Consider the following 24,892-nt stretch of genomic DNA (forward strand, 5'->3'; position numbering starts at 1 on the left):
GATGTACATCCACACGATCACCAGCCTGGTCGCAGCGAACCTCACCCCGCTGCCAGCCCTGGCGCAAAAATATGCCTGGGGCGAACGCAACACGAAAATATTCAGCCGCTTCCATCGAATGGAATCGGCCAGCCTGTTCGAACACGAGGCGTTGCCGGACCTGATCATGCAATTGCTGCGGCAGTTCCAGGCCGAGTGCGACCCGGTATTGTTCGGGAACATTGGCTATGTCGCCTGGGCCCACTCCCTCAATTGCCCCAGCCCTTTTGACGTTGTCCCTGGCCTGGCCAACGACCTGCGCAGTTTGTTGGGTCGCCCGCAGGCTGAGTTTTTTTCTATCACCCAGGCATCGTGTGCATCGGCGCTGGTCGGGCTGAAGTTTCTCGACGCCAAACTGACGGCGGCACATGCCAGGCAGGACAAGCTCTGCGGCTTACTGATCACTGGGGAAAAGTGCTTCCACGACACCGTGCAATACGTCGATCAGAATGGCTACTTCGGCGAAGCCCTGTGCGCGACCCTGCTCAGCCCGGAACCCTCGCCCGGCGCCTTGCGCGTGAGTGCCGTGCATATCCGCCAACTGGCCGCCTATGGCACACGTCTGCGCGCGACGGATCGCGACAGCGAAAACGCCTACGACCACGCCTTTATCCCCACCATGGTCGAGACCGTACAGGGCGTACTGCAGCACGCCGGACGGCGTCCTGAAGAGCTGCGTACGCTGATCCCATACCACATCAGCCCGCCCACCTTCGACCGGATCGCCGACCGCGCCGGCTTTGCCCGGGACATCATTTACCGGCGCCATCTGCACCGCCTGGGCCACTGCTTTTGCAGCGATGCATTCATCAACCTGAAAAGCCTGCGGGCACACGGCGAGAACGCGGGCGCCGTACACCCCATCCTGGCCCTGGCTTCCGGTATCGCGGGCACTTTTGCCGCCGTCGTTCTTGAATTCAATAGTGAGGATGAGACATGAGCACAAACCATTTGAGCCAGTGGCTGGTGCAGGCCGCACAGCAGTTCCCGGATAAAACGGCGCTGGTGGAAGGCGAGAATGAAGTCACCTGGGCCGCACTGCATCAACGCGTGATCAATACCGCTGCCTACTTGCGCGAGCAGCAGGTTGAACGCGGTGACAGGGTCTTGGTGTGGCTCCCCAATGGGGTGGATTTCGTCGTCTGCTTCTGGGCTGTGCAGTTTCTGCAGGCGGTGTTTGTCCCGGTAAACCCGGACACACCGCTGGCACGGGTCGGCTGGCTGCTCGATAACGCTGAGTCACGCCTGTTGATTGCCCAGGCCGGCCAAGCCACCGCGCTGGCAGCGGAACACGCAACCCCGGCGTTGCGCATGCTGTTTGATCAACTGCCGGACACGCAGCCAAGCAGTTCGCCGCTGTTGTCCCTGGCGCAGATTGCGGCACTGGCACCGCCGCCGCCGCTGGCGGTCCAGGGTGCACTGGATATCGATCTGGCCTGCCTGATCTACACCTCGGGTTCCACGGGCGACCCGAAGGGCGTCATGTTGACCCAGCGCAACATGCTCAGCGCCGCGGACTCTGTCGCCAGCTATCTGCAATTGGAGGCCAGCGACCGGATTTTCTGCACCATCCCCATGAGCTTCGACTACGGCCTGTATCAAGCGATCATGACCGCCAGGATGGGCGCGACGCTGATTATCGAAAAGGATTTCAGCCGTCCGCTGTTTGCCCTCAAACAGCTGGTCAAGCACAAAGCGACCGTGCTGCCGATCGTGCCCACGCTGCTGGCGATCATTGCCCCGTTGGCCAAACGCTATGACTTCTCCTCCCTGCGCACCATCACCAACACCGCAGCGGCCTTGCATCCCAGCGATATCGACCTGTTGCTCTCGCTGTTCCCGCAAGCCCGGATTTTTTCCATGTATGGGCTGACCGAATGCCATCGTTGTACCTGGCTGCCTCCTGCCTTGTTGTCCGAGCACAAAGACAGCGTCGGCTATGCCATCCCGAACACCGAACTGTGGGTGGTGGATGATGCCGGCGTTGCCCACCGCAACAATGCCAGCGGCGAGCTGGTGATCCGTGGCGCGACCGTGATGCGCGGCTACTGGCGCAACCCGGAGCAGACGGCAAAGAAACTGCGCCCAGGTCCATTGCCCGGCGAGTCGGTCCTGTACACCGGTGACCTGTGCCGGCTGGATGAGCAGGGCCTGCTGTATTTCCTCTCGCGCAAGGACGACATCCTGAAAACCAATGGCGAAAAAGTCGCCCCTCGGGAAGTCGAGGCCGTACTCAGGCGCGTACCGGGTGTGCAACAGGTCGCAGTGATCGGCGTCGCCCACCCGATCCACGGTGATGAAATCGTGGCCTGTATCGAATGCGTCGAGCCCTTGGACATCGCGACGCTCAAAGCCTTTTGCCAGGTCCATCTTGAAGCCTATAAACGGCCACATCGCTATTACTTCAGCGAAGCCTTGCCGAAAAACCACAACGGAAAAGTCGATCGAGGCCAACTGGCCGTCCTCCTGCCGCGCCAGCAGAAAAACCTCAACGTCGGGTGCACACAAACCACAGGGAGTCACCATGCATACGCCAACCATCATTGAAGCCATCGGGCTGGTCCTGGAGAGTTCCGACCTCTCGGAACTGAGTGCCAAGACCCACCTGGAACGCGATCTGGGATTTGAGAGTGGCCTGTATATCGAACTGATCATGTACCTCGAAGAGCGCATCGAGGACTTGGTGCTCGACCCTGCCACCCTGGAGTTCCAGCACTTCGAAACGGTAGGCAGCCTGTCGAACTTCATTGAGCTCCAGCTCTCCAGCCGGGCGGCGTAAATGGACGCCTGGTCTGAACTCATTGCGGTGTTCATGCGCTTTGGAGGCCAATCGCATACCGCCTGGCGCCTCCATTCACTGACCTACAGTTATGAGGCGCTCAGTCAGCGTGCGCAGGACATCGCCGTTGAAATCGTGAGCCGGCAGCCGAACAGTCACACGCCGCTTGCGCCGGTCCTGGTGTATGGCCACAAGTCCTTCGACTTTCTCGCCGCCTGGTGGGCTTGCCTGCTCTGCGGCTGCCCGATCGTGCCGGTGGAGTCAGATAACACACCCGAGCGTCTGGAGCGGATCGCCCACACGGTCGGAGCACGCCTGATTCTCAACACCGACGCCCTCCCGCTGTGCGCCACAGACGCCCAGGTGGTCGCTCTCGCCGACGTGCCCTGGCAACACCATGATGAGACGGCGCTCCGGCATTTACTGGACGGTACCCGCCAGCGGTTCGACAACGGCACCGACACCGCACTGGCTTACATCATGTTTTCCTCAGGCACCACCGGGGAGCCCAAGGGCATTCAAATCAGCCTGGGCAACCTGGTGGACTTCGTGGCGTGGATCGGTCGCGACTTTGCGCTGCACGGCGCGATCAGCGGGAATGTGCGCTACTGCTTCGATGTCTGCCTGTTTGAGATCTGGCTTGCCTGGCAGTTTCTGCAACCGCTGTCGGTGCTCGATCATCGCGAGCTGATCAACACCCGCAAGATGATTGCCCAGCATGCGCAAATGGCGCTGACCTGCTGGGTGTCCACACCGTCGATGATGCGTCTCTACCTGCTCGACCCGACGTTCAACGCCCAGGCACTTACGCAATTGCGCCGCTTTATTTTCTGCGGGGAAACGCTGCCCAAGGAAATCGTCACCCAGCTATGGGCACGCTTCCCCGGCAGCGAGGTGATCAATACCTACGGCCCGACCGAATGCACCGTGGCCGTTTCTCAGGTACTGATCACCGCAGACATGGTGGCCTCGTCACTGCCCCTGCCGATTGGTCGGGCCAGGCCGGGCGCGATGCTGCACCTGGCGCCGCCCCTGGACGCCTCGGGCCGCGGCCAACTGTTGATCAGTGGCGAATGTGTCGGCCCTGGCTACCTCAACGCCGCACCCGCGCGCCAGGCCAACTTCAGCCAGCGCGCAGGCCGGGCCACTTATGCCACCGGCGATATCGGCCTGTTCGATGGCTCCTGGTACTACTTCCTCGGGCGGGAAGACGGCGAGGTCAAGATCCAGGGCCACCGTATTGACCTGCATGAAATCGAACGCTTCCTGCGCGACCACAGCCTGGTCGCCGATGTGGTGGTCGAGCCGTACTGGCGCAAAGGCAACGCCGAGGCGATCCAGGCCTGTGTGATTCTCAACGGCGCCTGTGAGTTGTCACAGCTTGGCAGCGCCATGCAAGCCCATTTCCCCCCGTGGGCTATCCCACGTTACTGGTACAGCACCCCACACACCGTACTCAATCACAACGGCAAGCTGGATCGTTCAGCGGCCCGCCAACTGGCTTTGGACAACGGAGATAAATATGTTTTTATCGCAAATCAAACCGCTGTTTGAGCGGCTCAAGAACCAGCACACGACTACCGCGCTGATCACCCAGCAAGGCACCTGCAGCTTTGCCGAACTGGGCCGGCGCACCGCAGCGATTGCCCAGGTGCTCGCACCATGGGCCGGCCGCAACGTGTTGATCCACGGCCATAAGCAAGTGGATGCGGTGGCGGCCATGCTGGCGTGTGTCAGCCAGGGATGCTGCTTCACGTTCGTCGACCAGGCCAACCCGGTTTCGCGGATTGAAAAGATTGCCAGCCTGACCGCTGCCGAACTGATCCTCACGGCGACATCACAGCCGCTGGAAGGGCTGGAGCGCTGGCCGCAATGGGTCTTGCCCAGCCTGGAAAACGGCGACCCGGCGTCACTGCCGCTCGAACCGGAACTGATCCAGCCGCTGTTTTATATTCTCCCCACGTCAGGCAGCACCGGCGAGCCGAAGGGTGTCGTCGTCAGCTACGAAAACTTCGCCGCGTTTTCGGCGTGGTACAGCCCGCTGGTCATCGACGATATAGCCCACGGCTGCCATGTGAACCACGCCTGTTTCTCTTTCGACATGGGCATTCTCGATCTCTTCCCGGTGCTGTGCCAGGGCCGCGCCCTGCTGATGCTGGATCATCGCCACAATATGCTGCCACGGCAAAATATCCATCTGATGTCGAGCCAGGCACAACACCCGGTCACCAGTTGGTTTTCGACCCCCAGCTTTGTCGACCTGATGTTGAAAGACCCGTTGTTCTGCCAACAACAGCTTGGGCAGTTGAAGCGGTTCTTCATGGCTGGCGAGCGTATTTCGCTGGGCCTGGTGACCCAACTGCAGACACGCTTTCCCGGGCTGGAGGTCATGCACGGCTACGGCCCCACCGAGGTCACCTGCATGACCCACGTGTTCAAGTTGGGCTGCCCGCCCGAACAGAGCGATGGCCTGCTGTCCCTCGGCAAAGTCTGTGGCACCAATGGGGTCAGGGTGGTGGATGCCGACGGCCGCGGACTGCCCGCCGGAGAGATGGGCCAGGTGCGCTTGTACGGTCCGCAAGTCGCCCTGGGTTACCTGCCCGAAGACCACCCGCGTAACGACGCCTTCAACCAGGACGAGTTCGGCCGCTATTACGCCACCGGCGACCGGGGGTTCCTGGACGACGATCAGGCCCTGTTCATCTGCGGTCGCGACGATGGCCAACTCAAGCTGCACGGTAACCGGATCGAACTGGCTGAAATCGAAAGCACGGTCTGCCGCTACATCGAGGTCACCCAGTGTTGCGTGATACCGGTCATGGAAGAAGGCAAGGCCGTCGACCTGCAACTCTTCATCCAGTTGAGCGATGACAGCGCCCACCACCGTGACGCATTGCGTCGCTTCCTGGCCGAACAATTACCCGGCTACATGATCCCGAAATCCATGTTCTTTTGTCAGGAGTTCCCTATCACGCTGCACGGCAAGATTGATCGCCAGCTCCTGGTGAAACGTCATACGGCCCAGCCTGAAATCGCCTGAGCGCCATCTGCAAGCACATATAAAAAACCCGCCGTCGCTGCTGCGAAAATGCCCGCCATTCTGTGCAGCAGCGCCGGACGGATGGCGGGCATAACAGGTTCTTTCAACGATAAAGGCCAGCGCGATGCGTTTTAATCATATCGGTTATGTGGTGTACGACAGCGATGCAACCACTGTTGCGGTTAAACCGTTTTTCCCGGTGATCGTTCGCTACAAAGAATACGTTGCCGCGCAAAAAGTCTTCATCACCCTGCTGGCCACCACCGACGGGAACAGCCAGATCGAGCTGGTCGAACCGCTGGAAAACAATCTGCCCCTGCGTGAGTTATTGGTTAAATCGGGCAAATCGTCGCTGCCTTACCATATCTGCTTCGAAGTGAACGACTTCGACGAGCAATTCAAAATCATGAAGATGGCAGGCTGGATCGTATTGACGCGCCCCTTCAGCGCCTTTGACAGCAATCACCGCGCCAGCCACCTCTATCACCCCGATGCAGGGGTTATCGAAATCATGTCGGGCCCGCTATGAGTCAACTTTACGATGACCTCTTCGCCGGGCAGTCCTGCCCGCTGGGCGCGGACGCCCAGCAGTTTGCCGACCAACTGCGCAACTTCGACGACATACGCCAGGTCATGAGCCGATGGCCGCTCGCCCAGACGTTCAACCACCTCGGGTTGCCGGCGCGATACCAGCCATCGTCAGGTACGCAGGTGCCCAACCTGGCGGCGCGCTACGAACTGTATGAAAAGATGGGGTTCGTCTCGCCGGTGCTGATGTTCTGTGCGCCTGGACCGAGCATGGCCGCCTACGTGGTTGCCGGGCTGGGCAACGAACAGCAACAGGACGCCTTTTTCGGCCAGTTTCAACAGGCACTCTGCTGGTCATGCTTTGCGATGACCGAACCCACCCAGGGCAGTGATGCAAGTGCCATGCAGACCACGGCGACAGCGGTGGACGGTGGGTTCCTGATCCGCGGGCAGAAGATGTTCATCGGCAATGCGACGATCGCCGACACTGGGGTGTTGTTCGCGCGTGCCGCGCCAGGCCCCCTGGGGATCAACGCCTTTGTGTTTACCCCGCAGCACCCCGCCATCACCCTGCGCCCACTGGCACTGAGCGGGCTGGATGGCGTAACCCTGGCGCAGATGCAGTTCCATGACCTGTTTATCCCGAGTGCGAATGTGCTCGGGCAGCACCTCAAGCCGACCCAACGTTTCGCACAATCGGCGATCAGCACCTTCGATGCGCTGCGCCCCTGTGTGGGCGCGCTGGCGCTGGGCGTGGCGCGGCGTGCGATGCATGAGTGGCAAGCGTGCGTCACGCCCACCCCGGCGCAATCGCAACAGCTGTCACGCCTGAAACGGCGCTGGCACGCCGCGTACCGTGAGGCACTGGCGGTCTGTGAAGCCTTTGACGCGCAACAGGCACCGAGAAAAAGCCCCGGCATGGTGAAAACCACCTGCGTGGTGCTTGCCGAAGACATTGTCAACCAACTGATCCACGCATTCCCGGCAGACCGATGGCCACTTCCGAAGGCGTTATGGCAGTCATTTTGCGATGTGAAAGCCTTTGAATACACCGAGGGCACGCGACAGATCCACCGGTTGAGCCAGAGTTTTTCCCCTCACCCCATTCGCCAGGAGTGCCAATGACCATCGCTCCCTTGCTGCAGGGTCAACTGGATATTGTCAGTACCTGCGAGGCCATTACGCCCGACAGCCGACACTTTATTGTCAACTGGCGCCAGCCGCACCAGGCGCCCTGGTATGAGCACTGGCCCCACCCCGACTGTGGCGAGCGCTTGCACGCCAGGGCCGTGGTGGAACTGTGCCGCAGCGTGGCCAGCGAGCCTTACCCGACACAGTTGGTCTACGACAGCCTTCACCCGGCCGCGCGCGGGGCCACGCCCCTGTTGCAAAGCCTGCTATCGCAATGCCCAGGGTTCATCGAAACCTGGGGCGTCAGCAGCGGACACTTCGATCCGCACTACGCGGCTGCGCTGGCGGGCACGCTGCTTCAACCCGGGCAACGCCTGCTTTATCTGCATGACCCGCTGCAGCGTCTGAATAACACCCCCGCGCCTCAACAGACGACGCTGCACTATCTGCTTTTTTCCGCACAACCCTCGGGGGCGCCATGGATTCCCAGCTCGCGTCACTGATTGAACGCCTGGCAAACCCTACGGTGTTGCCGATGCGGCCGACCGAGTCGCGACAGCTGGCGGCCATGCCCACCGAAGTGATCGACTGCGGCCCCTACCGCAGCAGGGTGCTTATCCGGGAAAACCACGAACCACGGGCCAAAAACGCACTGTTGCTGCACGGCTGGGGGGGCCATCCGCTGATGCTGGCCGAGGCACAAACGTTGCTGCAAGCCCAGGGCTATCGGGTCTACGCGCCCTTCCTGCTGGGTCATGACCCACGCACTCCGGCCAGCTGTGACCTGCCCGGCCAAAGCGCACTGCTGCTGGCGATGCAGGCACGATACGGCCCGTTCGACAGCGTGGTGGCCCATTCGGCCGGCGGGCTGATCACCGCAATGGCGCACTGGCTGGGGTTCAGCTTCAACCGCGTGGCCTTGCTGGCAGCCCCGGCCTCAGTGCCCAGCCTGCTGCTGCATTCCCTGCGACAGCACCGGGCGCCGGGGCATTACCTGGCGCCGTTGAGCGGCTATTTCCAAAGCCGCTATGGCCTGCCCGCCGACGTGCGCGCGGCACAGCCCTACACGTTCAGCGGCCCGCGCGTGCTGATCATGCACGGCAAGCAGGACCGCAGGATCAGCCACACCGATGCCGGGCACATCCACGCGCAGTCAGCGGATAGCCAACTGCATATGATTGAAGATACAGGCCACCTGGGCATTCTCTCGCATCAGCGTACCCGACAGGCGCTGACCAGGTTTCTCTGTGCGAAAAACGCCGACCATGAAAAAGGGAACCTCCATGTTGGGGCATATTGAATCCATTACCGTCTACGTTCCCGAACAGCGTAAGTCACTGGCCGAGTGCGCCAGCACCCTTGGACTGTCAGCGCTGGATGTCAGGATGTTCGCACGCTTCTATGGGCTAGAGAGCTTCCCGCGCCAGCCCGGCTCAGTGGATGACCTGATGCGCGCGCTCCTGGAGCAATTCGTCGCCGCTCATGCTGACCTTATCCCGCGTATCCGGCATGTGGTGCATGCCCATACCGTGCCGGCCCTGCGTCCTTTTGACCAGTCGGGCAGGGCCTTGCTCGATACGTGCGGGTTCAGCGCCGACACCGAGTATTGCAGCCTGACGATGGGCCACTGCGCGACCTCGTTACCGGCGGTGGAATATGCCTGCAGCCGTCTCGCCGAAGGGGAATATGCCCTGCTGCTGATTGGCGAGAAAGCCTTCCATCCCAGGGTTGAACTGATCGACGACACCACGATCATGGGCGAGGCCACCTGTGCCGTGCTGCTCAGTCGGTCGGGCGACCGCGCCAGGGTGACTGCCCGCTATAGCGCGCAGGCCGGTGAGTTCAACCGACACGAGGGCAATGAACCCAGCAATGACCCAGGATTCGCCGAGGCCTATTTTGCGTTTATCAGCGCGGGCATGCGCAGCGCCGCACAGCATTTCGATTGCGCCCTCGATGCAATGGACTGGATCGCTCCGCACAACGTCAACCTGTCTTCCTGGCAGAAAGTGGCCGACGAACTCGCGATCCCGCGCAGCCGGATTTTTCTCCAGAATATTCCCCGCTACGGCCATTGCTTCGGTGCGGATCCTTACCTGAACCTGGCCGCGCTCATCCGTGGCCGGCAGCTGTCTCCCGGCGACCGCGTGATGCTGGTCAGCGTCGGCATGGGGGCGACGTTTTCCTCGCTGTTGGTTGAGGTGCCCGCCGGCAACGAAATCCCGGTCTTTTGCAACCTCAAGCAATACCCGGATGTGAGGCCGAATTAAGTTAACGCTTAGTTCTTCCTCAACTCGAACGTAGCCACCTATGAGCGATATCACCCGCTGCTATCCACAACTTCACGCGCTGTCAGAGCGACTGCTTACCGCAGGCCAGCTCGCGGAAAGTGACCTCCAGCAAGCGATTGCCTATCTGGATCACCCGGAGCTCAGGAGCGTTGCCTGCATCGGCATACCTTCGCGCTTCAATCCCTGGGAAACCGCGGCATTTTCCAATGTCAGCTACGCCCGGCACCTGCAGATCATCGAGTACCTGAGCCGCACCGATGCCAGTGCCATGATGCTGTTGCCGGGAGCGTCCCTCAGTACCCGTGCGATCCTGACCCTGGGTGATGAACAGCAACAGGCGCGGTTTTTTGCCTGCTTTGCCGAACGCCCGGCGTGGACCTTTTTTGCCGTCACGGAGCCCCAGATCGGCTCGGATGCCGGCGCCATCGGCACTGAGCTGACCCACGGTGAACAGGGCTGGCGCCTCAATGGCACCAAGATGCTGATCGGCGGCGCCCTGTTGGCGAGCGCTGGGCTGGTGTTTGCGCGTTATCAGCAGAGCCAGCGACTGGTGATGGTGTTTCCCGATGACACCCTGCCCACCCTGCAGCGTGAGCCGCTGGGTACCGTCGGTTTGGCCGGTGCCGGATTAACGCGCCTGACCTTCAAGGATTACGCGGTAAAACAGGAAAATATCCTCGGGCACGAGCGCCGCGAACTGCTGCAGGGGCTCAACTCCCTGAGCCTGGTGTTCGAACGTCATCGCCCCATGGTGGCGGCCATGGCCCTGGGCACCACGTTCGGCCTGCTCAGCGCGTTGGACAGTCGCCCCCGGCCGGCCACGGTGCGACGCTGGGTCGCCGGGCAATGGCGCAACTATCATGCCGTCTATCAGCAGATGCTCACCCTGGCCGAGGGCTACAGCAACGGCCAGCACCAGCATGCCCTCACCAGCCAGCTCAAGCTCAATGCCAGCCGCCTGGTTGAGCAAACGGCGTGCCGCCTGCCCCATTGGCTGAACCCTGACGACTGGCTGGAAGACCGGTTGCTGCGCAAGCGCTATCGCGACAGCTTTTCGTTCGAATACATGGAGGGCACCAGCAATATCCACCGGCTCAATAGCTTCCGCCCGCCCGTCGCCCAGGGGGTAAGCCTGTGACGCTCTGCCTCGATCCTGCCGATATCGTGTTCCAGTCGTTTCATCACACCGAAACGCCGCAGCCGGAATGGGAAACCGAGATCCCGCATTGGCGTTCCTATGTGCAGCACTTCTTCGCGGCCAACGGCCAGACGCTCAGCCCGCAGGACGAGCGGGTTCCCGCCTGGATCAACAGCCCGGAGCGCGCGGCCTTCTGCGATATGATCGCCGTGCTGCTGCCGCGTTTGGCCGAGGTCATCGAGCCTGCACGGGTCAAAACCGTGCTGATGGCGCACTGGACGCCGGACCTGCACATGGGCACGTCAGTGGTGAATGCCGCCATCCATCAAATGGGGCTTTCCGCTTGCCTGGCGATGGCGATCAGCGACCGCGGACCGGACGCTGCCCTGTTCGCCCTGGACGGTCTCAATGACTGCCTGGCCGGCAAAGACGAGGACGGTCTGCTACTGATTGCCGAGCAGAAGACCCTGATGTATGCCTCACCTCTGATGGAGGCCCTGCAACCGCAAAATAATGCCTGTGTGTGCCTGGTGAACAAACAGCAACGCGGGTTGCGCTACCGGGGATTCAAGCGTGCGTCCCTTGCACAATGGTCCGCTGGATGGCTGTCGCAGGCGATCGAGCAACTGGGCCTGGCCAAGGGCCGCGTGACCCTGATCGGTCCTACCCGGCTGCTGGAGGTCGCGCCCGCCGATGCTCACGCGTTTGCGATCAACCCGCACCTGGTGTGCGCGGCGCCTTTCGTTGCCTTGCGCACGCTTTGGGAACCGCAGCGTGACTACCTGCTGATCAGCGAAAACGACAATGGCATCAGCGTCTGCGGGCTCGCCGCCGCAGAAGGCCCACGATGAATATCGCTGCGCTGGCCACGTATATTCCACCCGCCAGGGTGTCGATCGATCAGGTCATTGCTCATCGCGGCGGCAACCCTGCGGAAGCCCGGACCTTTGGCCAATTGTTCGGCCTGCGACAGGCCTCTACCCTGGCCAATGAAGAAAGCGCCGAAGGGTGTTTCCAGGCCCTGCTGCAACAACTGGCAGCGAGCCTGGATGACGGGGAGCAGATCGACGCGGTCATCTTGATCCAGGGCCTGCCGGCCGGCTCCTGGCGCCAAAGCGTCAACCTCGCCGCCCTGCGGCAGCAGTCGAACGTTATCGCCGCCGATGCGCCATTGCTGTACCTGAACCAACAGAACTGCGCCACCGTGTTCTGGGGGTTACGCCTGGCCGAACGCTTGCTGGCGGGCGGCAAGCATCGCTGTATCGCGCTGCTGGTGGGCGACACCTTGGCCGACTTCGACCTGGCCGAACGCTATGTACCCGGCTGCACAATGATCGGCGACGCGTTCGCAGCCGCCCTGCTCAAGCCCGGTGGCGGCCAGCGGCAGGTGTCGGGCATCCAGTGTTTTTATCATCCCGGGTTCTGGCAGGGCCTGGATGGCAGCCGCGAAGACATCAAGCGTTTTTATCAGTCCCACAACGACCTGGTCGCACACGCGTTGGCCACCTACCCGCAAGACCTGCGCAAGCGTGCCTGGCTGCTGCCGCACAACATCAACCGCCTCAGCTGGCAAACCTGGCTGCGCCACCCTGACAACCACCACCAGGCTGTCGCCACCGACCTGATCAGCGATTGCGGGCACTGTTTCAGCGCGGACCCGCTGTTGCTGCTTGAGCGCTATGCGCCCCAGGACACCGGCCGCCCTGCCCTGCTGCTGTCGGTCGGCCTGGGTGGCTGGGTCGGTTGCGCCGCTGTGACCTCAGACGCCTCACCGGAGCCCGTTCATGCCCAGTAACCCGAATGAAATCCCGACTTTCAGGCCGTCCGCAGCTCAGTATGCACAACTGGGCTTCCTGAAAATTGCTGAAAGTGCCTGTCGCCAGCATGGAGATAAGGTGTGGATCGCCGACGACGATGATCAAGCACTGTTGCTCGCGGGCGCTCGACATATCCGGTTTTTCCTCGATAACGAAAGCAGCTTTCCCAAGGAGCTGGCAAACAGCACGTCAGCCAGGCGGATACTGCTGGGCCAATCGCTGATCACTGCAAGGGAGGGTGAAGAGTGGAGCCTGGCGCGAAAATTGACCTTGGCGACGGTCAATCCCAAATTGGCGTTGCTGAAAAAGGGCACCCACGATGCCGCCCAATGGCTGGTGGACCGGTTCCATGAACCGCAGACAGACTCCATGCAGGAAATCTGCCTGCAGTGGGCCTTGAGGTGCGTTGCGCAGGGCTTCGTCGGCACCACGGCCAGCACTGCGCAGCTTGACATCCTGATGGTCCACTTTCGCCGGATCTACCTTGAACTGATCGTCGCCGAGTCGAGCGTGGATCATGCCCAGTTGTGCCAACACCCCGCCCTGGCCACGTTCCGTGAGGCACTGGAGTCCATGGTCGGGCCATTGATAGCTGCCCAGGCTGACGCCACCCAGAACGTCGCCATGTTGCAACGCTTCTGCCAGTCCCTGGATGTCAATGCCCAGCCCCAGGAACGGGAGCGGGCGGTCAGCCTGTTGCTGGGTAACCTGGCGGCCAGCGTGGACAACACCGGGATCGCATTGCTGTGGTGCCTGGCCCACGTGTCACGGCACCCCCACTACCAGGACCGGATCCGTGAAGAACATCAGCGCGGCAAGCGCGACATGGCCAGTGCCATCGTCAAGGAAACACTGCGCATTACGCCCGTCACAGCTTTTGTCGAACGCTGCACCCAAGACCCACTCGTGATCGACGGTGCGGTGATTGCGCCGGGCACCAAAGTGCTGTTTTCACCCTGGCTGGTGCATCGCAACGCCTCTTACTGGCCCGAGCCCCTGAGCTTTCGGCCAGAGCGTTTTCTTGAGGGCCGGAAGATCGCGCGGGAGCACTTCATCCCTTTCAGCGTGGGCAAGCGCAACTGTGTAGGCATGGCGCTGGCACTCGACCAACTCACCTCGGCGATTGAAACGCTGTGCTGCCATGTACGCCTTTCGCTCGCGCCCTCGACTGCCCCTGCGGCCCTGACGCCGACGTATGCGCTCAATGTGATGCCCAGGGGTGCTATCTGTTTCACCATCGAATCCGTAGACAAGGCCACCGCGCATGAATGCATCGCCTAGCCCGGCGGGAGCTGCAATCCCGAAGCTCAGCGTGTTTTGCTTTTCCGATGTCGCCCGGGACAGTTTTGCAGAGAAGTATGAGCAATTGCTGAGCACCGCCAGGCTGGCGGATGCGCTGAACTTTCATGCTATCTGGACGCCTGAACGGCACTTCCACACCTTCGGTGGGATGTTTCCCAATCCGTCTGTCATCAGCGCCGCGTTGTCGGTCTGTACACACCGTATCGCAATCCGCGCCGGCAGCGTGGTGCTGCCCTTGCATGATCCGCTGCGCGTCGCTGAAGAGTGGGCGCTGGTGGATAACCTCTCGCGCGGCCGGGTCGGCGTAGCGTTTTCAGCGGGTTGGCAACGTAATGATTTCGTCCTCAATGCGCAGAATTACCGTGAGCGCCATGCGGTGCTGTTCTCGGCTCTGGAGCAGGTCCAGGCGCTGTGGCGCGGTGAGTCCGTGACGCGCCATGAACTGTCCCTGCCGGCGCAGCCGGAACCGGTCGCGTTGCAAACCTGGCCGCCACCCTTTCAGCGCACCATCGGGGCGTGGGTCACCACGGGAAGCAATCCCCTGTTGTTCAGCGAGGCAGGAAAACGTGGCTTGAATGTGCTGACGCACCTGGTTGCACAAAGCCGTGAACAGTTGCAGGAAAACTGCGCCAGCTATCGCCTGGCGCGCCAGGAAGCCGGCTTGGACCCGGCAGGCGGCACGGTCACGTTGATGATGCATACCCAGGCCGGAGAAGACCGGGCATCGCTGTTGCCACGCCTGCGCCCGGCCCTGACGGGCTATCTGCGTGCGTTTATGCAGCTGTCGGAAAACCTCAATACCCCCTCTATGCTTGATCAGGAAAAGACCGACAAAAAGCAGGCCTACGAGCTCAAGTGGGGCGTGGAGAAGTACCTCAACCATTACGGTTTGTTTGGCTCTGCCGCCGAGTGCCTGGAGCAGCTCACGCAGCTCAAGCGCGAAGGCATCGACGAAGTGGCTGGACTGGTGGACTTTGGCATGCCCCAGGACAGTGTTGAAACAACACTGCGCACATTGGCGACATTACTGTGAAAGAGGGAGGTCCCCCTACCTCTTCGACGTAGCGCTGTCGCGCAGCAAACTGGGATCCGTGTGGTGAGCGGCTCGCCACAGGAATGCAGTCGCCTGAAATTGTTTATGCACCACCCAAGACTCCAGGGTGAAATTTTAACCCTTTGAAATCAGTAAGTTATTTTAAGTTTGATAAGAGGTCATATGAACAATCTGAGAACGCTGAAACTGATGCTGGCATTGCTGGCGGGCACGGCCGGCAATGCAGCACTGGCCGCCGAAAAAACTTTGCCCCTGGACGCCTTCGACAGCGTTGAAGTCCGCCAGGGCATCAACCTGTCGATCAAGTGCGCTGCCGCGCCTTCAATGGTGGTTTCAGGCTCAGCCGCCGCCCTGGAAAAGCTCAAGATCAGCAGCAAAGACAAGGCGTTGTTACTGGTCAATGAGGCGGGTGAGAATGATCGTTTTGTCTCCCACACGCTGGATATCACCCTGTACACCAGCAAGCCGCTGACCGGGTTGGTGGGCAAGGCCGGGGTAAACATCGTGGCGCCTGCGTGCGCCGTCGACTCGAGCAAACTGACGGTCGCCGGCAGCATGGGCGCCGACATCCAGATCGAAGGCAAGACCGCAGAACTGGTGCTTGATCTGGCAATGGGCGGTACCTTCAACAAGAAACCGCTGCCCTTCACCGCCGATGTGGCGACTGTGCGCATGAGCATGGGCGCGCAATCCTCCCTGTGCCACATTCCACGGATCAACGGCAGCCTGTCTGCCGGCGCACGCCTGTCTGTCAGCCCATCCGCTCAAGTCGATACCGGCGCCACGGGCTCTTTTGCCAGCGAAATTTCCACCTCTGACTGCACGTAAGCGAGGGGGTGTAAACAGCCTCGCTCGTTCAATGGCCGGCAAGTTGCCATTGAACGGGCGAGTGCTGCGGCGCACCGATCGCCGTGTACGCGAGGCAAAACCGCTCTTGCCCTCGGACCTCGCAATAATGAATCTGCCCCACGTCGACGGCAGGCTCCACCACGACCGGCGCCAACCCGCTCGCGCCCGCCGGGGGAATGATACAAAAGCCCGCCAGCGACTGGCTCAGCCCTGTCCCACGGGCCTTCAGCCACGTTTCCTTGAGGCTCCAGAGCCGGGTAAAGCGCACCAGGTAGTCGTCTTCGTCAAGCGCCAGCCAACGTTGCTCATCCGGGTGGAAGAAACGCTGGGCGACGGCTCTTTTTACTGCGACTTTGCCGCTGACCTGCTCCAGGTCAACCCCGACTTCCAGTTCCCGACACAGCGCGATCGCGGCCGAATGACCGCTGTGGCTCAAGTTAAAACGCAACCACGGGTGGTCAGGCAACCAAGGCTTACCGGCCGGGGTCCTGGCAATACGCAAGTGATCGACCGGGATCGCCAGGCAGGCCGCCAGCACCTGGTGCAACCAGTGTTGCGCCTGCTGGCGAACCGTCATGTCCGGCCCCGCCTGGTCAAAATGCCGAAGCAGGCACACCCCCCGACCGGCGTGCAGTTCAGGCAGGGGATTGCAGGGGTAAATTGATGATGACTTTGCACCCGGTCTGGTCATGGCGATTTTCCAAGGACAAATAACCGCCGTGACTTTCAGCAATTTGCCGACACAGGATCAGGCCAATGCCGGTGCCGTTGGGCTTGGTGGTATAGAAGGGAACGAACAGATTCTTTGGATTGGTCAGTCCTAGGCCGCGGTCCAGGATGATGATCAGCAGGCGGCCTTTCTCCTCGGCCCACTCGATATCGATACTGTCGGTGCTGCTGCCCATGGACTCATCGGCGTTTTTGATCAGGTTGATCAACAGCTGATGGATCTGTACCCGGTCGAGGCTGGCCATCAACGGACGCGGTCCGCTCAGGGTAATCACCCGGTGGGAAAACAGCAGCGGCAACTCGGCAACCAGGACCGCCAGATCCACCTGTTCCCTCAAGGGCGGCGGCAGTTTGCTCAGTTGCCGATAGCTACTGATAAACGCGATCAGTTCGCGCGCGCGCCGGTTGATGAGGTCGATGCCCTCGGTAAAGCCGGGTGGCAAGTTGTCGGAATGATGCCGGTAGTGTTGCTGCAGCATTTGACTGATCGACGCGATGGGGCTGAGGGAATTGTTGATTTCATGGCTGATGACGCGCAACAAGTCTTGCCAGGCTTTTTGCTCTTCCTGGCGCAGCATGTCGTCAACGTCACTGACAAACAGCAGCACGTTCTGCAGGCCGTCGACCATGTAGGTGTCACTGCTGACTTTGTAGCGACCCGGCCGTCCTTCGTGATCGGAAACGACCGGATGCTCAGTGTTGGCGTTGTGCAAAAGGCTATCCAACTGCCAGGTGCTGGCAGTACTGCCGATCAGCTTTTCCAGGGATGTGCCCAACATCCGCGACGCGGCGCTGTTGCACCAGATCAACCGATGGCCGGCGTCCAGGGCAAAGATGGCAACGGTGATATTGGAAATGACTTTTTGCAGCAGGAAATCCATCTCTCGTTGCTGCTGGCGGTGGCGCGACAACTGGCTGGAAATATCATTGATCTGCTCGATGACCCCCTCGAAGGCCCCTGCCCGGTTAGTCACCCCGCGCAGGCTGAAGTCTTCCTGTTCGACCGCTTCGAGCAAATTGGAGATGACGTTTATCTTGTAGAGCAACTGCTGGAAAAAGTGATACGAGAAATACACCAGCGTCACGCACAAAATAAACAGGGTGAAGCACTTGAGGTAAATGGACTGGTGCGGGAAAAGCCACAGCAGCAGGTAAGCAATAATTCCACCTACCGGCGCCAGGCTGCACAGCAGCAGATGGCGTACTTCAAACGAGTCGTAAAATTTACTCATGGCAAATTTTTAATTTCTCAAGCCGGCGGTAAAAAGCGCTGCGGCTGAGCCCCAGCGATTCGGCCGCCTTGACCGCATTGCCATCGTATTGACGCAGGCGCTGTAACAGCAGGGTTTCCTCGGCTTCGGCCAGGGTGCAGGCGTCTGTCAAGTCTGCCGGCAGGATACTGGCCGTGCCCTGGGTATTCGGGGAGGCGCCCGAAAACGGCAGGCAGAGGTCTTCCAGGTCGATCACATTGGCGCGGCACAGCAACACGGCGCGCTCCAACAGGTGGCTCAGCTCGCGGATGTTTCCGGGCCATGAGTAATCAAGCAACCCCTGGCGAGCCTGGGGCAATAAGATCGGCCGGGGTTTGTTGTACTTGCGCGCAAAACGCTTGAGGAAGCGCTCGGTCAGCGGCTCGATATCTTCCAGACGCTCGCGCAGGGGCGGCAGTTGGATCTGGATCAGGTTCATCCGGTACAGCAGGTCCTGGCGGAACCGCCCTTCTGCCACGGCTTTTTCCAGGTCCGAGTTGGTCGCGGCGATGATCCGGCATTGAGTGGTCTGGGTTCGCGAGGAACCGACACGCTCAAACTGCCGTTCCTCCAACACTCGCAGCAACTTGACCTGCTGGGTCAATGGCAGATTGCCGATTTCATCCAGGAACAGGGTGCCCTTGTCCGCCAGTTCAAATCGGCCGATACGGTTCTCGCGCGCATCGGTAAAGGCACCTTTGACATGGCCGAACATCTCGCTTTCAAACAGCTGCTCGTTGATGCAGCCCATGTTCACTTCGACAATGCTGTGCTCGGCACGCGCGGAAATCTGGTGGATGTAGCGCGCGAGCAGGCTTTTACCGGTGCCATTTTCGCCCAGGATCAACACGCTGGTATCGGTCACTGCAACCTGTTCCACCAGGCTGACCAGGCGTTTCATCGCCGGCGAGCGAACCACCCACTCACCGTCCATATCGTCTTCGAGCGCCAATTTGAGCAGCTTGTTTTCTTCGCGCAGGCACTCGCCGGAACGACGCGCCTGGCTCAGGGTTATCTGCTGCTGAACGATGCTCAGCAAACGCTCGTTGTCCCAAGGCTTCTGAATAAAATCGGCCGCCCCCGCGCGCATGGCGTTGACGATAATGTCGACGCTGCCCCATCCCGTCATCGCTACAGCCGGCAGGTAATCGTCGAACTTCTTCATTTCGGCAAGCAACTGCAGGCCTTCCATGCCCGAGGTGGTGTCCTTCTGGAAGTTCATGTCCATCAGTACAAGATCGAAAGGCTTGGCCGATAAATGGGCAAGCAAGCGATCGGCCTGGGTTTCCACCGTCACGTCATATCCCTGCATACGCAAGAGGATATCGAGGCTGGTCAGGATACCGGCGTCATCATCTATAACCAGGATGTGTTTTTTATCGTTCATTCCAAGCTTCCAACTTGCACCGCCGTGCCTGTGAGCACGGCGATCGTTTATTCATAACGAATCGCGTCAGCGGGCGACATATTGGTGGCCCGTCGGGACGGCAGCCAGACCGCCAGCGCCACGACCAGCGAAATCATCAGTGCCACCATGCAGAACAGAAGCGCAAAGGGCGTGTTTCCATTACCCAGGACGTGCGTCAGTTTAGGCGCCACGAAGAAGGCCAGCGGCAAGCCGATGATAAGACCGGTCAATAACTGCTTGCCGCCCTGGAGCATCAGCATACGTAACAAATTATTCTCCGTGGCCCCCATGGCCATGCGTACGCCAATTTCCTGCGTGCGCTGGTTGATCAGGTTGCACATCACCGCATAAATGCCTGTTGCCGCCAGTATCATCGCCACGAAGCCAAACAACATGAAAAGATTGGCAATAAAATGCAAGCCGGCGGTATTACGTGCCAGGCGTTGACTCAAGGTCTGGATCTGATTGACGGACAGATTGCTGTCCAGCTGGTGGACCGCACTGATCAATGCTGGCCCAAGCGTTTCCGGGTGTTGAGCGCGCAGTACCAGCATCAACGAGGACGCCGATTGCTGCTCCAGGGAGCGGTAGACCGTAGTGCGATGCCGGAAGGCGCTGAACGGACGCCCATGAATCACGTTGGGCACTACGCCCACGACGTTATACCAGCGTTGATCATCACCCTCGCGGAACCGCAGGCGCTTGCCGATGACATCGCGTTCGCCAGGCCAGGACTGCTCGGCAAAAGACTGGCTGACCACCACCACCGGCTGTGAATCCTGGGTGTCATTGTGGGCCAGTTCCCTGCCCGCAATGGGCGTGATCCCCATTGCCGATAAGCTGCCGGGCATGACCTGCACATCATTGACCATCGGGTACGACCAGCGCTCGTTAGTGTTGTTGTTCGACGAGTCGACATCTACCTGACGCGGAACAGTGAACTGTCCTACAGCACTGGTCGTCAGTGCCGCACTTTCAACGCCCGGAATCGCCGCTGCTGCGTCCCGCAAGCGCTGATAAAACAGGATACGGCTTGCATCATCCGGGTAGCTGTTGACGTTGAGGTGGATCTGCCCGGTCAGGTAGTTGCGGGTGTCTACGCCGTAGTCAGCCCGGGTCGCCTGATAGACCAGCAACGCAAACAGCGCACTGATGCACAAGATGGAGCAGGACAAGCCCACTTCAAAAATCACCAGAATCCGCGAGACCCGGCCAGCGCCACGGCTCTGCGCGCCACGGGTGCCATCGCGCAACACATCGTTGAAATTGCCACGGACAATTTTCCATGCAGGCAGTGCGCTGGTGAGCACCGCCGTGAGGATCACCAGGACAAGTGCATTGACCACCAACAGGTGATCGAGTGACAGCTGCCACCAGAACGGGATTTTGTTGGGAACGAAACCCGGCAGTATCTGATTGGTGATCTCCAGGCCCCATGCCGCCAGCAACACCGCCACCACGCCGGACAAGAAACAGATAAACAGGCTTTCCCACATCATTTGCAGCACCAGGCGGCCAGCAGGCGAGCCCAACGCCACTCGGATCGCTATTTCCTTGGAACGCTCAGTCGTTCGTGCCAGCAAGAGGTTGCCGACATTGCAGCACGCCAGCAGCAGCACAAAACTGACGGCGATCAGCATGACGATGAAGATCGGTGTGGTCTCCTCCCCCATGAAGTTTTCCTGGAACGTCAGCACCTGCGCTGAAAGCCCCTTATTGCTTTCCGGATGCTCCTGCGCCAGTGACTGCATCACGCGATTGAGGTCGCGATTGGCGTCCCCAAGGGTCACGCCCTCCTTCAAGCGCGCATAGACAGACACTTCCGGCGCGCCTTTACGCACCAGGTATTGCGAAGGCTCAAGCTGTGACGGCAGCCAGAGGTCATGGAAAAAGGGAAAGGCAAAATTCTGCGGCATGATGCCGACGATGCGCGTGTGAACGCCGTTGATGGTGATATCGCGGCCAATGAGTTGCGCATCGGAAGCAAAATAGTTCTGCCACATCGTGTAGCTGATGACCGCCACGGGCGCGGCTCCGGACTGCACGTCTTCGTTATTCAGCACCCGGCCCATGAACGGCTGGACCCCGGCGTAGGAGAACATCTCAGGCGTATTTCTGATGGCCATATAGGAAACGGCCTTGCTGCCATCGCTGATATCCGCACGCTCCGCGTAGAAATACCCCACATCGTCGAGCTGGGAGGTACGCGCCTTGATGTCGCTGTAATCCAGGTAGTTCAGCCCGGAATCACTCAGGCTCACGCTGTTCACGGTCGGATTGACCAACACCATGCTCTTGCCGTCGGGATAGGGCAGCGCGGTGAACATGATGGTGTTGATCACCGAAAACATATAGAGGGTCAGTGCCAGCCCGCAGGACATGATCAGCACGGTGACAAAAGTGAAGCCGGGGCTTTTGAGCAGTAACCGCAGGGCATAACGAATGTCAAAAAGCATCTTATGCTTCCTTCACCAGGGTCAGTTGCCGCGCCAGTTCTCCATCGCCGACCACCTTGCCGTCAGACAGGACAATACTGCGCTGGGCCCGCTCCGCCGAACGAGGATCGTGGGTCACGATGCAGATCGTGGCACCCTCCTGATGCAGTTTGTCGAGGATGTCCAGTACCGCTTCTGCGTTATGCGAATCCAGGTTACCGGTGGGTTCGTCCGCCAGCAGGATGGTGGGATTGCCCACAATGGCCCGGGCCACTGCGACACGCTGCTGCTGCCCGCCAGAGAGTTGTGAAGGATAGTGACGGCTGCGGTGGGACATGTTGACCTTGGCCAGCGCCTCGGACACGCGTGCCTGGCGCTCTGTCTTGGAAATATCACTGCGGTAGGTCAGTGGCAGTGCGACATTTTCTTCGATCGTCAGGTCACTGATGAGATTGAACGACTGGAAGATAAACCCGATGTCGCGGTTGCGTACCTGTGCACGCTGTTTCTTGGAAATGTTTTCGACGTTGTGACCCGCCAGTTGATAGGTGCCGCTGGAAGCCGTGTCCAGCAACCCCAGGACAGAGAGCAGGGTCGACTTCCCACACCCCGAAGGCCCCGATATCGCCACGTACTCGCCCTTTGCAATGGTGAGCGTGATCTTGCTGAGCGCATGGGTTTCGATTTCGTCAGTAAGGAAAACTTTATTGACATCCGTCAGTTCAACCAAAGGTTCCATCATCGTTGTCTCCTGGGCATTGTTCCGTTGGCAGGCGCGCGCTGCATCATTTTGCGATTGCAATCTGATCGGCCCCCTGCCACGCAGTGCTGTCACTGAGAATTATTTTGTCGCCAGCCTTGAGCCCGCTGGTGATCTGGATGTAGTCCGCAGAACCTTGCCCGAACACGACTTTCATTTTGGTCGCTGAACGGCTCTTTTCATCCAACAGGTAGAGCATAGAGGGCAAGTTACTCTGCGCGAACGGTGGGCGCTCGACATAAAGCGAATTATTGATTTTGGTCACGGCGATCAACCCATCGACACTCAGGTCGGGACGCGCCTCTTGTGGCAACGGCTCATTGAACGTTACATCCACCTTGACCGTACCGTTGGTTACCGCTGGATCCACCCTGGAAAGCACACCGGCGAAACGGCTGCGGCCCGTGTTGATGGTGACGGCCTGCCCGACCGCGAGATCGCGCGATTGCAACTCAGGCACCTTGAGTTCGGCATACAGTTCTTTCTCTTTGGCCAGACGGGCAATATCACTGCCGACTGTTACCCGCTGACCAGCCTGGACTTTTACATCCTGCAAGATGCCATCTATCGGTGATTTAACCTTGAGTGAATCCACCTCCTGCTGGCTCAATGCAACTTGCGACTCCATTTTATTCAGGCGCATGAAGTTGGCCTTTTTGTCCGCTTCGACACTGAGCTTAAGTGTCTTTAATCGCCGCTCTTCAAAACCGACCTGCTGAGTGTACTGTTGCGTCAGGATGCGCGTGGTTTCATATTCGAGCCGGGGCACGGCCGCTATATATTTTTTCTGGGCGGCCAGGCGCAAGGTAGAGCTGAGCAGCCGACTCTTCGCCTCCAACATCAACGCCTCTTGATTCAGTACTTTATTTTGCAGTTCAGCATTTTTTGCCTCGGTTTCCGCGCGGCGCGCATTCAGTTCCAATTGGTTCTCCTGAAGTCGCTGTTCAAGCGTCGGGTTGCTCATGACAACCAGCAACTCTCCCTTGCTGACTTTCGTCCCGGCTTTATAAACCACCTGCTCCACCCTGGCGTCGACGTTTGCCGCCACCCAATTGATATCCAAGGGTAACAGCACACCATTGCCACGTACTTCGACGGCGAAATCACCATACTTGACTTCGGCAATTGTCACGCTGCTACGCGCCACCTGATAAGGGGAGAACTGGTAGTTGTAGATCACCAGCAACAGCACCAGCAAAAAGACCCCGCCAGCGATGGCCTTACTGTGCTTTTTCAATATGCGTTTATTTCCCGGCTGCGGGATCGAGATATCCATGGCTCTACCAATATTAAACACTTGAATACGCCAAAGCACTTTCCATGCCAGAACAACAAAATCACATAAACCACTGATATAAAACAAATAAAATCCAATCCATGAAATGCTCTACCCGCTTTCAGCTGCGGGCCGTCTCATTTTCGGAACGCCAGTCACACCGATACCTTTTATTAGCTGATTTCAATAGCGAAACCCCACGTACGCGCCTGTCCCAATAGTGGGACGCAAAATAAGCACAACAATAAAACCTTTGCGAAAATGGGATTGCCTATTCCCGAAATCGAAAAAGGCAAAAAAAATACTTAACAAACAGTTACTTGAAAGCGCCGAAAATCTGGCATAGCAATTGCGTACTCATGAAGGAGTCAACACGTGATCCCAATAATAAAAACCTTCGCCATTGAGCGCTGCAGAACGGAGTCTGTATGTGGGAAATTAAAATCTCGAATGCTGAAAAAAACGGCTTCACTCAAAAAATAATGGACGACTTGTATAAACGTCATTTTGAGATCTACGGCAAACACGCACACACTGAAAAAGCGCTGTGCATGGTCAACGCGATCAACTACATCCTGGAAAATATTTCCGAGGAGATCACGTTGGAAGACCTGGAAAAAATCTGTGGCAAAACCCGATTCGATATTTGTCGAATGTTCAATCTGTTTTACAACGTAACGGCCATAAAGTGGATGTGGAAAGTCCGACTTGCCCTGGCGAAGGAGTTTATTCACCTGGCCCCGGACTGGTCATTGACCGACATTAGCTATGCTTGTGGTTTTTCCTCATTGCCGCACTTTTCCCGGAGCTTCAGTAAGACCTATAACGAAACGCCGTTGAAGTTCAAACAGTACGTCATGAAGTCGGTCAGGCAGGAAGCCAAGAAAGAATCGTCCGAATATGACTTTATCTTTGGCATGCAACGGATTGGTTTCTCGCGCAATATGCTGATCAATAATATCAATTCGATATAACCCATCAATCAGCCAGGCGCGGAATCAGTACTTGAGGGGAGGTGGAAACAGCCAGGATGTGACAGTGGGTATCGCCGAGTGGCGCATACCCA

Annotated in this window: 23 protein-coding genes; 17 read left to right on the plus strand and 6 right to left on the minus strand. The window is 59.3% G+C overall.

Annotated features, from left to right (window positions below; genetic code table 11):
• Position 1 precedes the first annotated feature (1 nt).
• The 16 genes from J1G35_RS12585 to J1G35_RS12660 all read left to right on the plus strand — a co-directional run bounded on the left by J1G35_RS12585 (position 2) and on the right by J1G35_RS12660 (position 15,947).
• Positions 2 to 979: a 3-oxoacyl-ACP synthase gene (locus tag J1G35_RS12585; protein ID WP_223015111.1), complete on the plus strand. Its 978-nt coding sequence runs from the start codon at positions 2 to 4 to the stop codon at positions 977 to 979.
• On the plus strand, positions 976 to 2,586 hold the full coding sequence (locus J1G35_RS12590) for a class I adenylate-forming enzyme family protein (protein WP_223015112.1): 1,611 nt from the start codon (positions 976 to 978) through the stop codon (positions 2,584 to 2,586). Before J1G35_RS12585 ends, J1G35_RS12590 begins: the two co-directional genes overlap by 4 nt.
• Positions 2,564 to 2,818 (plus strand): phosphopantetheine-binding protein, encoded by a 255-nt coding sequence (locus J1G35_RS12595; RefSeq protein WP_053129331.1) that lies wholly within the window; start codon positions 2,564 to 2,566, stop codon positions 2,816 to 2,818. Before J1G35_RS12590 ends, J1G35_RS12595 begins: the two co-directional genes overlap by 23 nt.
• Complete coding sequence (locus J1G35_RS12600; protein WP_223015113.1) at positions 2,819 to 4,372, plus strand: AMP-binding protein; 1,554 nt, start codon at positions 2,819 to 2,821, stop codon at positions 4,370 to 4,372.
• The gene (locus tag J1G35_RS12605; protein ID WP_223015114.1) at positions 4,341 to 5,858 is read left to right on the plus strand and encodes an AMP-binding protein; all 1,518 of its coding nucleotides are present in this window, start codon (positions 4,341 to 4,343) and stop codon (positions 5,856 to 5,858) included. Before J1G35_RS12600 ends, J1G35_RS12605 begins: the two co-directional genes overlap by 32 nt.
• Before the next feature lie 124 nt (positions 5,859 to 5,982).
• Positions 5,983 to 6,387 (plus strand): VOC family protein, encoded by a 405-nt coding sequence (locus J1G35_RS12610; RefSeq protein WP_053129326.1) that lies wholly within the window; start codon positions 5,983 to 5,985, stop codon positions 6,385 to 6,387.
• Positions 6,384 to 7,511, plus strand: a complete 1,128-nt coding sequence (locus J1G35_RS12615) for an acyl-CoA dehydrogenase (protein WP_223015115.1) — start codon at positions 6,384 to 6,386, stop codon at positions 7,509 to 7,511. Before J1G35_RS12610 ends, J1G35_RS12615 begins: the two co-directional genes overlap by 4 nt.
• A complete protein-coding gene (locus tag J1G35_RS12620) occupies positions 7,508 to 8,020 on the plus strand; it encodes a hypothetical protein (RefSeq protein WP_223015116.1) in 513 nt (170 codons plus the stop codon). Before J1G35_RS12615 ends, J1G35_RS12620 begins: the two co-directional genes overlap by 4 nt.
• The gene (locus tag J1G35_RS12625; RefSeq protein ID WP_223015117.1) at positions 7,996 to 8,817 is read left to right on the plus strand and encodes an alpha/beta fold hydrolase; all 822 of its coding nucleotides are present in this window, start codon (positions 7,996 to 7,998) and stop codon (positions 8,815 to 8,817) included. Before J1G35_RS12620 ends, J1G35_RS12625 begins: the two co-directional genes overlap by 25 nt.
• On the plus strand, positions 8,801 to 9,787 hold the full coding sequence (locus J1G35_RS12630) for a 3-oxoacyl-[acyl-carrier-protein] synthase III C-terminal domain-containing protein (RefSeq protein ID WP_223015118.1): 987 nt from the start codon (positions 8,801 to 8,803) through the stop codon (positions 9,785 to 9,787). Before J1G35_RS12625 ends, J1G35_RS12630 begins: the two co-directional genes overlap by 17 nt.
• Before the next feature lie 40 nt (positions 9,788 to 9,827).
• Complete coding sequence (locus J1G35_RS12635) at positions 9,828 to 10,946, plus strand: acyl-CoA dehydrogenase family protein (RefSeq protein WP_223015119.1); 1,119 nt, start codon at positions 9,828 to 9,830, stop codon at positions 10,944 to 10,946.
• On the plus strand, positions 10,943 to 11,797 hold the full coding sequence (locus tag J1G35_RS12640) for a hypothetical protein (RefSeq protein WP_223015120.1): 855 nt from the start codon (positions 10,943 to 10,945) through the stop codon (positions 11,795 to 11,797). Before J1G35_RS12635 ends, J1G35_RS12640 begins: the two co-directional genes overlap by 4 nt.
• Positions 11,794 to 12,741 (plus strand): 3-oxoacyl-ACP synthase, encoded by a 948-nt coding sequence (locus J1G35_RS12645; protein WP_053129310.1) that lies wholly within the window; start codon positions 11,794 to 11,796, stop codon positions 12,739 to 12,741. Before J1G35_RS12640 ends, J1G35_RS12645 begins: the two co-directional genes overlap by 4 nt.
• Entirely contained in the window at positions 12,731 to 14,044 is a 1,314-nt protein-coding gene (locus J1G35_RS12650) for a cytochrome P450 (RefSeq protein WP_223015121.1), read from the plus strand. Before J1G35_RS12645 ends, J1G35_RS12650 begins: the two co-directional genes overlap by 11 nt.
• Positions 14,028 to 15,098: a MupA/Atu3671 family FMN-dependent luciferase-like monooxygenase gene (locus tag J1G35_RS12655; protein WP_223015122.1), complete on the plus strand. Its 1,071-nt coding sequence runs from the start codon at positions 14,028 to 14,030 to the stop codon at positions 15,096 to 15,098. Before J1G35_RS12650 ends, J1G35_RS12655 begins: the two co-directional genes overlap by 17 nt.
• A gap of 183 nt (positions 15,099 to 15,281) precedes the next feature.
• On the plus strand, positions 15,282 to 15,947 hold the full coding sequence (locus tag J1G35_RS12660; RefSeq protein ID WP_223015123.1) for a DUF2807 domain-containing protein: 666 nt from the start codon (positions 15,282 to 15,284) through the stop codon (positions 15,945 to 15,947).
• A 28-nt stretch (positions 15,948 to 15,975) separates the two neighbouring features.
• Here J1G35_RS12660 and J1G35_RS12665 read toward each other — a convergent pair whose 3' ends face one another.
• Genes J1G35_RS12665 through J1G35_RS12690 form a run of 6 tightly spaced genes read right to left on the minus strand, consistent with a single transcriptional unit; the run spans position 15,976 to position 23,913 of the window.
• The gene (locus tag J1G35_RS12665) at positions 15,976 to 16,545 is read right to left on the minus strand and encodes a 4'-phosphopantetheinyl transferase superfamily protein (protein WP_262417273.1); all 570 of its coding nucleotides are present in this window, start codon (positions 16,543 to 16,545) and stop codon (positions 15,976 to 15,978) included.
• 58 nt (positions 16,546 to 16,603) lie between these two features.
• Positions 16,604 to 17,929, minus strand: coding sequence for an ATP-binding protein (locus J1G35_RS12670; RefSeq protein ID WP_053129295.1), 1,326 nt, complete (start codon positions 17,927 to 17,929; stop codon positions 16,604 to 16,606).
• Positions 17,922 to 19,334: a sigma-54 dependent transcriptional regulator gene (locus tag J1G35_RS12675; RefSeq protein WP_223015124.1), complete on the minus strand. Its 1,413-nt coding sequence runs from the start codon at positions 19,332 to 19,334 to the stop codon at positions 17,922 to 17,924. Before J1G35_RS12675 ends, J1G35_RS12670 begins: the two co-directional genes overlap by 8 nt.
• A 47-nt stretch (positions 19,335 to 19,381) precedes the next feature.
• Positions 19,382 to 21,811, minus strand: a complete 2,430-nt coding sequence (locus J1G35_RS12680; protein WP_223015125.1) for an ABC transporter permease — start codon at positions 21,809 to 21,811, stop codon at positions 19,382 to 19,384.
• A gap of 1 nt (position 21,812) precedes the next feature.
• Entirely contained in the window at positions 21,813 to 22,532 is a 720-nt protein-coding gene (locus J1G35_RS12685; RefSeq protein WP_218187623.1) for an ABC transporter ATP-binding protein, read from the minus strand.
• A 43-nt stretch (positions 22,533 to 22,575) separates the two neighbouring features.
• On the minus strand, positions 22,576 to 23,913 hold the full coding sequence (locus tag J1G35_RS12690; protein WP_262417274.1) for an efflux RND transporter periplasmic adaptor subunit: 1,338 nt from the start codon (positions 23,911 to 23,913) through the stop codon (positions 22,576 to 22,578).
• Between the two features lie 341 nt (positions 23,914 to 24,254).
• Here J1G35_RS12690 and J1G35_RS12695 point away from each other — a divergent pair, with 341 nt between their 5' ends.
• Positions 24,255 to 24,800 (plus strand): AraC family transcriptional regulator, encoded by a 546-nt coding sequence (locus J1G35_RS12695; RefSeq protein ID WP_053129284.1) that lies wholly within the window; start codon positions 24,255 to 24,257, stop codon positions 24,798 to 24,800.
• Positions 24,801 to 24,892 lie beyond the last annotated feature (92 nt).

Source organism: Pseudomonas sp. SH10-3B (genome assembly GCF_019891415.1).
Classification (GTDB): Bacteria; Pseudomonadota; Gammaproteobacteria; order Pseudomonadales; family Pseudomonadaceae; genus Aquipseudomonas.